Annotated in this window: 11 protein-coding genes; 8 read left to right on the top strand and 3 right to left on the bottom strand. The window is 40.3% G+C overall.

Going from position 1 to position 12,647, the window contains the following annotated elements; all coding sequences use genetic code 11:
• Positions 1–69: 69 nt before the first annotated feature.
• The 6 genes from INP78_RS02095 (at position 70) to INP78_RS02070 (ending at position 4,951) form a co-directional block, all read left to right on the top strand.
• Positions 70–483 carry a helix-turn-helix domain-containing protein gene (locus INP78_RS02095; protein WP_194740548.1) on the top strand — a complete coding sequence of 138 codons (414 nt, stop codon included), beginning with the start codon at positions 70–72 and terminating at the stop codon, positions 481–483.
• Entirely contained in the window at positions 476–1,096 is a 621-nt protein-coding gene (locus tag INP78_RS02090; RefSeq protein WP_194740547.1) for a hypothetical protein, read from the top strand. The genes INP78_RS02095 and INP78_RS02090 overlap by 8 nt, the downstream gene beginning before the upstream one ends.
• Before the next feature lie 51 nt (positions 1,097–1,147).
• Positions 1,148–1,645 (top strand): hypothetical protein, encoded by a 498-nt coding sequence (locus tag INP78_RS02085; RefSeq protein ID WP_194740546.1) that lies wholly within the window; start codon positions 1,148–1,150, stop codon positions 1,643–1,645.
• A complete protein-coding gene (locus tag INP78_RS02080) occupies positions 1,638–2,495 on the top strand; it encodes an SEC-C metal-binding domain-containing protein (protein ID WP_194740545.1) in 858 nt (285 codons plus the stop codon). Before INP78_RS02085 ends, INP78_RS02080 begins: the two co-directional genes overlap by 8 nt.
• Positions 2,496–2,567: 72 nt before the next feature.
• On the top strand, positions 2,568–4,010 hold the full coding sequence (locus INP78_RS02075) for an Eco57I restriction-modification methylase domain-containing protein (protein ID WP_194740544.1): 1,443 nt from the start codon (positions 2,568–2,570) through the stop codon (positions 4,008–4,010).
• The gene (locus tag INP78_RS02070) at positions 4,010–4,951 is read left to right on the top strand and encodes a BsuBI/PstI family type II restriction endonuclease (protein ID WP_194740543.1); all 942 of its coding nucleotides are present in this window, start codon (positions 4,010–4,012) and stop codon (positions 4,949–4,951) included. Before INP78_RS02075 ends, INP78_RS02070 begins: the two co-directional genes overlap by 1 nt.
• A 91-nt stretch (positions 4,952–5,042) precedes the next feature.
• Here the strand turns inward: INP78_RS02070 and INP78_RS02065 are convergent, their stop codons facing one another.
• From INP78_RS02065 to INP78_RS02055, 3 genes are all read right to left on the bottom strand, one after another.
• Positions 5,043–5,816, bottom strand: a complete 774-nt coding sequence (locus INP78_RS02065; RefSeq protein WP_194740542.1) for a hypothetical protein — start codon at positions 5,814–5,816, stop codon at positions 5,043–5,045.
• Between the two features lie 128 nt (positions 5,817–5,944).
• Complete coding sequence (locus INP78_RS02060) at positions 5,945–7,741, bottom strand: UvrD-helicase domain-containing protein (protein ID WP_194740541.1); 1,797 nt, start codon at positions 7,739–7,741, stop codon at positions 5,945–5,947.
• Positions 7,741–9,894, bottom strand: coding sequence for an AAA family ATPase (locus INP78_RS02055; RefSeq protein ID WP_194740540.1), 2,154 nt, complete (start codon positions 9,892–9,894; stop codon positions 7,741–7,743). Before INP78_RS02055 ends, INP78_RS02060 begins: the two co-directional genes overlap by 1 nt.
• 635 nt (positions 9,895–10,529) lie before the next feature.
• On the opposite strand from INP78_RS02055, the gene INP78_RS02050 reads away from it, so the two are divergent.
• Entirely contained in the window at positions 10,530–10,817 is a 288-nt protein-coding gene (locus INP78_RS02050) for a co-chaperone GroES (RefSeq protein ID WP_194740539.1), read from the top strand.
• Between the two features lie 176 nt (positions 10,818–10,993).
• Positions 10,994–12,631, top strand: coding sequence for a chaperonin GroEL (gene groL / locus INP78_RS02045; RefSeq protein WP_194740538.1), 1,638 nt, complete (start codon positions 10,994–10,996; stop codon positions 12,629–12,631).
• The last annotated feature ends 16 nt before the right edge of the window (positions 12,632–12,647 follow it).

The raw sequence follows: 12,647 nt of genomic DNA, 5'->3' as shown, positions 1-12,647 counted from the left end.
TAAATATCATAAATATGTAATTTGTATAATTTTGTTGAGTTTTGATTAAACACTTATTATCATTTTCCTATGTCAAAATTAAACATGCCATTGAAAGATGGAATCGGAACTCGACTCCAAGAGGAGAGAAAAAAGATTGGGTTATCTCAAATGGAATTAGCTGACCTGGCAGGGATTGGGAAGATGACTCAATTCCAATATGAAAAAGGTACTAATCTCCCGACATTGAAATATATAAGCTCAATCATTCCGGCTGGTATAGATATTCAATACGTTTTGTTTGGTGTGAGAACCAACAGTATTGACGTGCAAGATTGGCAAAAAAAAGAGATTGAGAAAAAAGCACTCAGCCTCTTGGCAAAGAACGAAGCGGAACTGGGAAACATGGATGACGACAAGCGTTATTTAATGTTTACCTTACTAGTTTCCCAACTCACCACTTCAATGGCACAAGACAATTTAACGAAGAGCTCAAATGAATAAAGGTGTTGAGGAATTAATTGATGCCGTAGTACGGCTTGGGGATATCCATGACCAGGAGGAGAGTTCGCGCTGGTCTTTTATTACTAAAAAGATATGGTTTAGAAAACCTGTCCTAAGATTAAGAAAATATCGTCAATCCCGAGCATTGAATAAAAACATAGTTGACAAACCATTACTTGAAGTAGTCCCGAAAAGTAATCCTAACATCATAGCCAGTTCAACACCTCGTAGCTCAATTTATGTTGTTTTTGCTTATATCCAAAAGCTCGCTGACTGGTACCGTCGTAAACTAATCGAACGCCAAATCCTGGAAAAAAGGACGATCCCATTTTTGATGTCAGTAGGTCTGATCAAGATTTCTGACGATGGCGACATCACTGTTCATTCCGCGCCGATTCAGCCAGATGTCGCAAACATTTTAGCTTTTTCGATTGCAGCCATTTCTGGCTGTTGTGTGTTCTGGATAATCTTTATCGCTCAGGCGGGGTTAGTGACCATTATTCAGTCGACAGGTATTGGACTCATAATTGGTACACTGATATCTCTTTTGCATGATTTTTCTTATAAAAAAGAGGTTATCTTGAAACATATAGAAAACATTACCGATTATTAGTGTTGCGAATAGCTAAACATGCATGTTTTTAGTAATCCAAGGGGGGGAATCTTGATAGATGCACATTTAGGTCAACGAGATATTGCTGAAATAAAAACACTCAAAGAGGATGAGAGTTTTAAACACTTCTTATCAACAAAACAATGTGGAATTTTAATAGCCCCTGAAGAGACTCCATTCTGCAACCAGTTGACTGTTAAATCTGAAGCAGGACATTTTGCGAAATGGATCAAAAATAACTATCACGAAATTGATGTTGTTTTGGACCCTGAAAAACCCAAGCTGGTTTTACACTCACATGACGTTTTCCTTCCGCTAGTTTTTCTAGCTAGTGACATATCATTCCCTATTTATCTAAATATAGTTTCTAATTACTTATATGAAAAAATGAAAGGCCTTCTTGAGGGAGAGAAGGTTCACGCACGTTTCAGCGTTGTATTTGAGGATAAACCCAGGGGCATCACTAAGAGGTTTGATTTTGAAGGCGATGTAAATTCCCTTCAAAAGGTGATTAAACGTTTGGACCTAAACAGATTTCTAGATGAGTAATTACCTATCTACCGCCAAAGCCGATCATTTATTTGATGAGTTAAAGCCTATCTTCCGATCAATATTAATAGATCATAACCGTCATCAATTTAAAAAAGCTCAAGAATTAATAAATGCGCTTCAAGAGTTCATAAAAGAACTTAAAGCCACCATTTCTGAAGATCCTAACCTCCTCAACGATATTTGGGTCTTAAATTGCTTTATTCAATTAATAGATGCTTACGGTAGAACCTGGGAGAAAATAACAGCTAATCAATTCGTAAGCTCGTGGGATTATTTACAGAGCTGTTTCGATTTAATACGTGCGATTAAAAAATTCTCGAAAATCAATGTTCAGTTTTTTGAACAACAGCTATTAGCTCTTGAGAAATTGTATCCCTACAATGTATTTTTCTCAGTTGGCATGGTGGTTGAATATTTCGAATGCAGCATTTGTGGGCACCATATCGACTCCCCAAACTGCATTCATCTCCCCGGCAACTTATATTCTGGAGAAATGGCAAAGTCTATCGGAAAGAACATAATGCAAATAGATCATATTGCTATGACACACAATCCTCACGATAAGAGATGTGTAGTTAAATATAACGACACAGATGAGGCATTCAATGCTGTGAGCTATTTGGCAACACTGCTCACATCTAATAAATTTCAAATTTCAGACTTTACTGGTTTAGAGATTTCGAAAGTACAATCTCTCAAACCAGAATACAAGAACTATGGTCGTAACAAGATATGTTTATGCGGCAGTAATAAGAAGTTCAAGAATTGCTGTATCACGAAAGCATTTATAGAAACCGATCATATTAAAATATTAGCGACTCATAGGCCAATAGAGTTGGCTATCTGACCACTTTAATTTGTATTTTGAAGTCGGCAATGCACTTATAATTACCGCCTTAACTGAAGGTAGCAGAAAACGATGAACCTGGCTTTGATTGATAGTATTCGGCTTGAAGCCAACACAAAACTTGATCCCAACAATAAGTCCTTGTTTGGTCAATTCATGACCCCTGCCAAAGTAGCAATGTTCATGGCAAAAATGCTAAGCGAGGGGAGCGTGACTGAAGAGCCAAATTTGCTCGACTGTGGTGCGGGCGTTGGAACATTAACATCTGCCGCAGTTCATTGTATTAAAAATATCCAGTCGATTGAACAATGGGAAATTGATCCCATTATGAAGCCCTATCTTGAGAGCAATACAAGAGCCCTTGGGTTACCTTTCCTGACCCATTACTCAGACTTTATTGAAGATGCTGTTAATAACATTAAAAATAATACTGGTACGCGTTTCACTCACGCCATATTAAATCCACCTTACAAGAAAATTAACAGTAATTCCAGTTATAGAAAACTCTTGAGATCGGTTGGAATTGAAACTGTTAACTTATATACAGCCTTTATTGCACTAACTATTCTTTTAATGAAAGATGGTGGGCGTATTGTTGCAATTGTTCCTCGCTCATTTTGCAACGGCACTTATTACAGACCTTTTAGAAAGTTAATGCTTGAGCATTGCTCAATAAATAAGCTTCATTTATTCGACTCACGAGTTTCGACATTTCAGGATGATGACGTTCTTCAGGAAAACATCATAATTAGTTTGGTTAAAGGGCGTTCTATTAGTGAGGTTGTAATATCAACTTCAAACTCCGACGACCTTGAGAATATTGAACTAAACACCTTCAAAACTTCAGAAATTATTATTGAACATGATCCTGAAAGCTTCATTCGCTTTCCCAGTGAGGCTAAGTTCATTCAAAACAGCAAACTGTTTAAACATTCTCTCTTAGATTTGGGTATCAAGGTAAGTACAGGACCAGTTGTAGACTTCAGAGAGAAATCGTCTCTGATAAAGGATCTCAAGGACACTACCTTACCTATTATTCCAATGCCTTACCCGCATCATTTTGTTAATGGAATAATTGAATATCCCAAACAACATAAGAAATATCCTAATGCCATTCTTAAGACGGAAAAACTTTCCAAATCTTTTTGGCCATCAGGATACTACGTATTGATTAAGCGCTTTTCTTCGAAAGAGGAGAAGCGAAGGGTTGTCGCATATCTTGTAACACCTACCTCTTTTGAATCGAGCCTTCTTGCCTTTGAAAACGGTTGGAACGTACTACATTTTGAGAAGCATGGTTTACAGAAGTCGATTGCAACTGGTCTTACTTGCTTCTTAAACTCGATGGAAGTTGATAATTACTTTAGGGTATTCTCAGGGCATACACAAGTTAATGCTACAGATCTTCGGAATATGCTCTTCCCATCAAAAGATCTGCTCGAGGCAATGGGAGAGAAATATTCGCCGGAGATGAACCAGCAACAAATAGACTCTATTGTTGAAAGTTTTAAATAATGACAATCCAGCAAAAGATTGATGAGGCCATTCAAATACTGAAACTTCTTGGTATGCCAAGAGCACAATTGAATGAAAGAACGGCACTTTGTTTACTATGTTTGCTTGATTTGCCACCATCCAAAAATTGGAGTGATGCTACCGACCCATTGGTTGGCATTACACCTATTATGGATTGGTCACGTGATAATTACGAAAAGAATTACGCTCCAAACACAAGAGAAACATTTAGAAGACAGTCCATGCATCAGCTCATGGATGCTGGACTTTGTTTATACAATCCCGATGACCCAGAAAGACCGGTGAACAGCCCTAAAGCCATCTACCAAATTGAACCCAATCTTCTCGAAGTGCTAAGAACTTATGGAACAGATAAGTTTGATGAGAATATGGGGCTATTCTTGTCGGTGCGAGAAAGTTTGGCAGAAAAATATGCAAAAGCTAGGGATGCAGTAATGATTCCACTGATACTGAAAGACGGCCATGAAATAAAACTCTCACCAGGCCTGCACTCTCAGTTAATCAAAGAAATTGTCGATGTGTTTGGTCCCATCTTCGCTCCTGATAGTAAACTAGTATACGTTGGGGATACGGGCGATAAACATGGTTACTTTGATATCGATTTGCTAAAAAACCTTGGAGTTGTTTTAGATAACCACGGAAAATTGCCAGATGTCGTTTTGTATGATGAAAAGCGAAATTGGTTGATTTTAATTGAGTCAGTAACAAGTCATGGGCCAGTTGACTCAAAACGCCACAGCGAACTATCGACTTTATTCAAAGGGTGTACGGCAGGACTGATTTTTGTCTCTGCTTTTCCGAATAAAAAAATCTTTCTTAAATATCTGCCTGAAATTTCTTGGGAAACCGAGGTTTGGGTATCAGATGCCCCTACTCACATGGTTCACTTTAACGGCTCAAGATTTCTAGGACCTTACTAGTTTTCAGTCAGGCGAATATAGCTTGAGATGATTTACTCAATAATCCCTTAGAAGTGAATATTCCGATAAAACTTCATAGGCTGATTGATATTTAGTTTATTTCGTAAGACTTCTCCCCCAGGGTGATTATCGTCTTAACACCTAAATTAATAAGTTCAGATCCAAGGTCAAAAGGACGCTTGACCCCTTCCGGAAGGACGGCTGCATATATATTCAACCCACCATAAAAGCATAGTCGAAAAAGAAATAGGTTGTATTGGTCAGGATCCGTGATCTGATAGTAAAAGACCTCTTGATTTTCTCCAAACCGTGGCTTTCCATCAAGCTCTAAAACAACTTTGTCTGCTACAAATTGAGTGAAGTTTTTTGAGCTTGGATCGGAGTAAAAAAGGTATCCAAGAAGGACTTGAACCTCCCCTTTTAACTGCTGACTGAAATGATGTTGATGGAGGCCTCTTACTATGCGATCAAAACATTGAAGTAATCTTGTCACGTCTGGAGTTCCAGATATGACATCGATGAACCTATTATTGTCCAATCTAATCTTTGTTACCTTTTGCTTTTTTGTAACAGCCTTATTGAGAAGAGTGTTGGCACTTCGTCGAATTGCTCGATCAACCTTAGTGAACTTATGTTGATAGCCAATAGAATTATTGCCAATAATTCCAGCAAGGCTCACCATCAGAAACTCATCATCATGTGATTTTTGATTATTGTGCGCAGGACATGAAAGTACTGTGATTAAATTTTTTCTGTAATCTTGGCCTCCAACATCCTTGGACTCAGGGAATATCGAGCGAGGAGGCACATGCTCAACTGTTGTTCCAGGAAGATCGCACATATAACAACAACTATTCATAGTCATGGAATAACTCGGTTGGAAATTGGTGGATCGGATTGACATGACTCGCTGCTGGAAAAAATCAAATCCACTCATCAAAGTATGTTTGTACGAATTGATTTTGGACCGATTGTCAGGAGAGAGCTTTCTGATCAATCAACAATTGTGTCATATTCAAAATCGCATGCTAGCAACACTTCGGTGGGAGAATATTGTCGACTGCGCCCTCTAGCTCTTCCGCTCTCGGAAAATAAATGTATATTTTTACGAGCTCTAGACCCCACGACATAAAGCATTTTTTTTGCGCTTTCATCTCCATTTGCATCGCTAAAATGAGGGACCATGCCTTCAAGCAACGCATATGCAAGCACAACATCGAATTCGGCACCTTTGACACCATGGATTGTCGATACCGTTATACCGTTTCGATTTTGAAAGACTTTTCTAAAGAAACTTATATCGCTAATCGCCTCCACTCCTTCTGATCGTAGGCGGGTAATTCTGGCTTGAGAACTTTCAAAAAAAGCGCGATGACTTTCTGATAGTTGAGCAAAATCCTCTAAACGTATACCAAGTCGATTACAAAGCGTATTAAAGAACTGCCGCAAATATTCCAAACCATCTGGTTCAATTACATTAATCGAATTGCACTCTCGCAGCATAGAACGGCGCGACATAGTAATGGAGACACCTGCATCCTGAAGGTCTTTTATTACTTCCCCAGCCCATCTCAGCCTTTTCACATACATCAAAGGTGAAGGCTCAGTCAAAGCTAGCTTAGAAAGCTTGTACCAGAAGTTTTCAATGTCTCTTGCAAAAGGCACCATCCCAGGTCCATCGAAACTATACTCCGGCATATTGACCACTAAACTTCTAGTCATTGAGGCAAGGTGTATCCATTGTGGAGCAAGCACGCAAATTTCATTTGGAGCTATGCCTAGGTTATTTATGCTGAACCGGATGAGTCTTGCAATTTCAGCTACTAAATCCTCACGATGAATGGTGTTGTTGTACGTTATAAGACTAGGATAGCCTCTGTGATCGCCAGCAGAGTCACATGTGGTTTCATATACATTGAAGTTGCTAAAATATTGAACAACTCTATCGGATGAACGATAGTTCTGTGATAACGCAAGCTCCACTATTGTTATATTAGTCAAGGCTCTAAGGGCTGCTAAAGGGATTGGATACCCACCAAGTGACCCATAAATTGCTTGATTTGGATCTCCAACCATAAATAACCTGGTGTTTCCCTGACCAGAGCGAAGTATTTTTCCAAGGATATGATATTGAATTTGCTTTGTGTCTTGATACTCGTCCACTAAGATGATTGGGAAGATCTTAGATAACAAAGAGCTTATTGGTTGGTGCTGATTTATTAGCTTTAATGCATACCAAAGAATTAATTCAAAATCTATTTCCTTATTCTGAGTCAGGGTTTGAAAGTACTGCCCGAGTATTATGTTAATTGCCGGATGTTTACTTATATCTGTACAGCCAAGAGAATATCCTGCGTCCGAATAATAGTAATCACAATCATAGTAGGTTATCCGCTGATCTGCATAAGGTAGGCATAACCTTTCTAGTAGCCTTTCTCTTTCATGTTGATCTATGACCCGATAACCTCTTTCCAACTCTGGAAGATAGATGCCGTACGGTTTAATAATCCATTCAAGACAAAATGAATGAATAGTGCCAATCCATAATTGTGAAGCATCAACCCCTAAACTCTCAATACGTTCATGTATTTCGTCTGCTGCGCGATTGGTATATGTAATTGCTATTACATAATTTCTTTCGGACTCAAGGCAAGATAGCTCATAAGCAATCTTATAGGTGAGTGTTTTTGTTTTCCCACTTCCAGGACAGGCAACCAGAAAAACGCTATCAGGCTGTAATATTGCAGCGCTTTGCTCCGGATTTAAGTCTTGCTCAGTCCAAGAAAACATTAAACTATAGGTGCCAAAATGTTATGAATCAAATCACCAGGCAGTGTAGGTCCCATCACTGTTTTAAGTGTTGCTAAATCAACGCTTCCTTTTCTAAAATCATTAAGAGCTATCATGCCGGCATCTGAAACCGCCTGAGGTATATCTCCTCTTGCAAGTGCAGATCTAATTCGATAACTATATATATTGTAAAAAAGCTCACTAGTTAACGTTGGTCTCGCAAAAAATATGGCTTTGAGGATATATTCAGGTATGACAACTTTATGATCAATAATCTCACCTAAAAGGATTGCAAACCACCCTTTACCCTGTGATTTAGCCATTGTGATTACTCTCGGACCGAATCTAGCTTTATCGCCGGAAGTAATTTCGGCATTTGCTAATATTTTAACTAATTCATCTGAATAAACTTCGGGGATCAATGAAGCGATTAGGGCACTATTGCCAGCAGCAACAAAGTCCACTTCAAATGTATGCTGTGCATATTGAGCTGAGAGCCATTGATTTCCCGTTATAAATTCATCAAGTGCAACTTTTCTTCTTGCGCCTACAACGGCTGAGTTCTCGCATTTCTTTTTGTAGTTTGCTATATTTTCATGCTCTCCAGGAATAAGCGTAGTGTCTATAAATGCTGAGTCTAAATCAGTAATGATGCTACATCTCTTTTTAATTCTTGTGTCATGGAAAAGAAGAGCTACATTTTTGAAACCAGTACTTCGTATATTAATTAGGCTGATTCCAAGTTCGTCTAAACTTACTCCTAACACTTTCTTAAATAGTATTGGAATAAGAATTTCCTCAGCGTCACCCTCAACTAAGACGACACTTTTTGCGAACAAGAGGTTATTTCTGACAGCATCTAAATAACGCTGAATAGTAGTAACTTCTTCTGGCTTTAGTTCTGTTGTAGGCTGATAGGCTTCACATTCACTTCCTCTTTTTCCTAAAATATTGACGCTCTGAACCTTGCTTACTTCTGAAATGTGATTTGAATGAGTTGAGTAGATAATCTGGGTGTCTGAATAAGAAATACGATCGAATAACGTTTTCTGAATGTGGGTATGAATATGTGCTTCTGGCTCTTCAATTAATAAAAAGTTAGCAATTGACTTCTTATCTCTTTGGTACTTAAATTCAAGTAGCTTCAAAGTAAGGAATATCAAGTTTGCTCCGCCCAGACTCAGCTCATGAATTGCTCCCTCGTAATTTTCATCTGATTCACCAACGAAGAGTCTTAATGACTGGAACAGCTTGTCAGCCTCATCAGGTAAATCTGATTTGATGGAAAGAGAGCTGGGAGAATAGGTTTCGCCAGCTGCATCCTTTATGGTATCCCGAATATTTGAGCGAACTGTTTGCACATCCTCCAATGCTTCAATGGAGTTGTTTAGCTCCTTCACTCTAGTAACAATAGGTAACATTGTTGCATCTGATATCTCCCCACTCTTGATTTTGAGAAGTCTTAACAATGGGTTTGTTCTATTGTTATGGAACTCACTTACAACATCTCGTAATGCTTGGATATAGGTAAATGAAACCTCATCTGTCAATGTTAGAAAATGAGGTACTTTTGCTCCTATTTCTGGATGCTCAGTCTCTCGACTAAAAGTACAGCTATCAAAATCTCCTGCCAGGGTTTTATAGAAAGCTTCATTATTAAAATCTGCGCTACTTCTGCCTGTCAGAATAGTTTCATAGTCATCAATTGTTATACTCTGCCTTATCCTCTCAAGGCCAGCAAAGTTACCTACTTCAAGTTGTGAGAGCTTTGTCCGGATCTCTTTTTTGGGCCTGAATATCAAATTGTAAGTTGCTTTCCCAACCGCTGGTGCACCTGCAGCCTCTTCACCCATTACGCCTGTACTATGTAGGAATAACGCTTGAATAGATTCATCTGGTCCAATATCATCAAACTCTAAACTGATTATTATCCAATGTCCTTGCCAAGCGCCCAGCCCTCGATGAAAATCGCTTTCATCCAGTCTGTATGCAGAACGAAGCATATTATTGTCGAGCAACAAACGAATTGCTCTGAATATATTTGTTTTACCGGAACCATTCTCACCAATAATAGTGTTGACGCCTTTGTTAAAGGCTAAAGTAGTATTTTTGAAGTTACGATAGTTAACTACCGTCATTTTAGAAATGTGCATAACCTAGGACTCGCATTCCTTTATTTTTGGTTTATGTGCGTAGAGAAAGTTTTGATACCTCAATTGCATACAGTATAAAGATAATTTTACGGAGAGAACAATGTCTCAAACTAGGCCATATCCTGGCACATGTAGGCAATTTACAGATGGCTCTTAAGCTAGCAGTGGTAAACGAAGTATTTACTAGACCCGAGATTTGCTCAAAACCCACAACACTAATAGCACTTCTAGATCGATTACGTGAATTTGTGATCGGTGAAAAAGCATTCTGCTCTCTCAGTAATTCAACCTTTGAGCATGCGCTTCAAAACGATAAATGATTTAACAAGCCAAATCTCGAACTCTCCCCAAACACCTTCTTGTTGTAAATTTTCGATTACGTTGCCTATTAACTATATGATTTTATTGAAATGACACTCTCGACTTGAATTACAAAAATCTCGAGTTGAATTACAAACGACAACACGCAACATATATCCACAAAAAATTTGCGCGTTTGCTCTTGAAATCAAAAAAGCCTATCCCCAATTAGCAATCAAGGTGCGCGAGTGCTAAAATGCGTACCGCTTTTATTGAATTTGTTGTACCCCACATTTAACCTAATAACACTTTAAGAAAACTCCAAGGAGACATTCATGAGTATTCGTCCATTGCACGATCGAGTGATCGTTAAACGCGCGGCTGAAGAGCGCACAACCGCTTCTGGCATTGTGATTCCAGACAGCGCTACCGAGAAACCAGACCAAGGTGTGGTGCAGGCAGTAGGCAATGGTAAAAAAGACGACAACGGCAAAGCAATTCCTTTGGACGTCAAAGTCGGTGACAAAGTGTTGTTTGGCAAATACTCAGGCCAGACTGTAAAGGTTAACGGCGAAGAGCTGTTGGTCATGCGCGAAGAAGACATCATGGCGATTGTTGAGTAATCTGACGGCTTGCAACGGGCGATTGCTGCGTTGCATAAAGCCGTTTTGGCTAGTCGTACTTTATGTACTGCCTTCGCCCAATCCGTTTTATGCGCCTTGCACTCATCCCGTTTCAGCACGTCATGGTTTAAAAACAGTGTCTAGTAAAATCTATTGAAGAATTTAGGAGAATTTAAATGGCAGCTAAAGACGTAAGATTTGGTGATGACGTTCGCCAAAAAATGGTTAACGGCGTTAACGTATTGGCTAACGCTGTGCGCGTGACTTTGGGCCCTAAAGGCCGCAACGTGGTATTGGAGCGTTCTTTCGGCGCGCCTACCATTACTAAAGATGGTGTATCTGTTGCCAAAGAAATCGAATTGAAAGACAAATTCGAAAACATGGGCGCACAGATGGTGAAAGAAGTGGCTTCTAAAACCAACGATATCGCTGGTGACGGTACAACCACTGCAACAGTATTGGCACAAGCGATCATCCGCGAAGGCATGAAATCTGTTGCCGCTGGCATGAACCCAATGGATCTGAAACGCGGTATCGACAAAGCGGTTGAAGCGGCTGTCGCTGACTTGAAAGCACAATCCAAACCATGTACTACCAGCAAAGAAATCGCTCAGGTTGGTGCTATTTCTGCTAACTCCGACACCTCTGTTGGTCAGATCATTGCTGATGCAATGGACAAAGTAGGTAAAGAAGGCGTGATTACTGTTGAAGACGGTTCTGGCCTGACGAATGAGTTAGATGTCGTTGAAGGTATGCAGTTTGACCGTGGTTACCTGTCTCCTTACTTCATCAACAACCCAGAGCGCCAAATCGCGTTGCTGGACAATCCTTTCGTGTTACTGCACGACAAAAAAATCTCCAACATTCGTGACCTGCTGCCAACCTTGGAGCAAGTAGCGAAAGCTGGCCGTCCATTGTTGATCATCGCTGAAGATGTAGACGGCGAAGCATTGGCAACCCTGGTAGTGAACAACATCCGCGGCATTCTGAAAACCACTGCTGTGAAAGCGCCTGGTTTCGGTGACCGTCGTAAAGCCATGTTGGAAGACATCGCGATCTTGACTGGCGGTACAGTGATCTCTGAAGAAGTTGGCTTAAAACTGGAAGCCGTACAACTGCACGACCTGGGCCAGGCAAAACGCATCGAAGTAGGTAAAGAAAACACCATCATCATCGACGGCGCTGGTAACGAAGAAACCATTAAAGCGCGTATCGGTCAGATCAAAACACAAATCGAAGAAGCAACCAGCGACTACGACCGTGAAAAACTGCAAGAGCGCGTGGCCAAACTGGCTGGCGGTGTTGCTGTGATCAAGGTTGGCGCAACGACTGAAATCGAAATGAAAGAGAAAAAAGCCCGCGTGGAAGATGCATTGCACGCCACCCGCGCTGCGGTTGAAGAAGGTATTGTCGCTGGCGGCGGTGTTGCACTGATCCGTGCCCGTGAAGCGATTGCCAAAGTGAAAGGTGACAACCTGGATCAAGAAGCTGGTATCAAGATTGTTCTGCGTGCCGTTGAAGAGCCACTGCGCCAGATCACGCAAAACGCTGGTGTTGAGCCATCCGTGGTGGTGAACAACGTGGCTGCTGGCAAAGGCAACTACGGTTACAACGCGGCTAACGAAACCTATGGCGACATGGTTGAAATGGGCGTGCTGGATCCAACTAAAGTGACCCGTTCTGCATTGCAAAATGCGGCTTCAGTGGCTGGCTTGATGCTGACTACTGATTGCATGGTTGCTGAACTGCCTAAAGAAGATGCGCCTGCGGCACCGGATATGGGTGGTATGGGCGGTATGGGCGGTATGATGTAATTTTGCATTTAAGCAG

This window comes from Methylophilus sp. 14, assembly GCF_015354345.1.
Lineage (GTDB): Bacteria > Pseudomonadota > Gammaproteobacteria > Burkholderiales > Methylophilaceae > Methylophilus.
The sequence above is the reverse complement of the archived record's forward strand: the minus strand, read 5'-3'. Positions and strand labels throughout refer to the sequence as shown.

Bases quoted from the DNA above. Each gene is read 5' to 3' on its own strand.
- INP78_RS02095 (WP_194740548.1), top strand. From the start codon at position 70: ATGTCAAAATTAAACATGCCATTGAAAGATGGAATCGGAACTCGACTC.
- INP78_RS02090 (WP_194740547.1), top strand. From the start codon at position 476: ATGAATAAAGGTGTTGAGGAATTAATTGATGCCGTAGTACGGCTTGGG.
- INP78_RS02080 (WP_194740545.1), top strand. From the start codon at position 1,638: ATGAGTAATTACCTATCTACCGCCAAAGCCGATCATTTATTTGATGAG.
- INP78_RS02075 (WP_194740544.1), top strand. From the start codon at position 2,568: ATGAACCTGGCTTTGATTGATAGTATTCGGCTTGAAGCCAACACAAAA.
- INP78_RS02070 (WP_194740543.1), top strand. From the start codon at position 4,010: ATGACAATCCAGCAAAAGATTGATGAGGCCATTCAAATACTGAAACTT.
- INP78_RS02065 (WP_194740542.1), bottom strand. From the start codon at position 5,816: ATGACTATGAATAGTTGTTGTTATATGTGCGATCTTCCTGGAACAACA.
- INP78_RS02060 (WP_194740541.1), bottom strand. From the start codon at position 7,741: ATGTTTTCTTGGACTGAGCAAGACTTAAATCCGGAGCAAAGCGCTGCA.
- INP78_RS02055 (WP_194740540.1), bottom strand. From the start codon at position 9,894: ATGCACATTTCTAAAATGACGGTAGTTAACTATCGTAACTTCAAAAAT.
- INP78_RS02050 (WP_194740539.1), top strand. From the start codon at position 10,530: ATGAGTATTCGTCCATTGCACGATCGAGTGATCGTTAAACGCGCGGCT.
- groL (WP_194740538.1), top strand. From the start codon at position 10,994: ATGGCAGCTAAAGACGTAAGATTTGGTGATGACGTTCGCCAAAAAATG.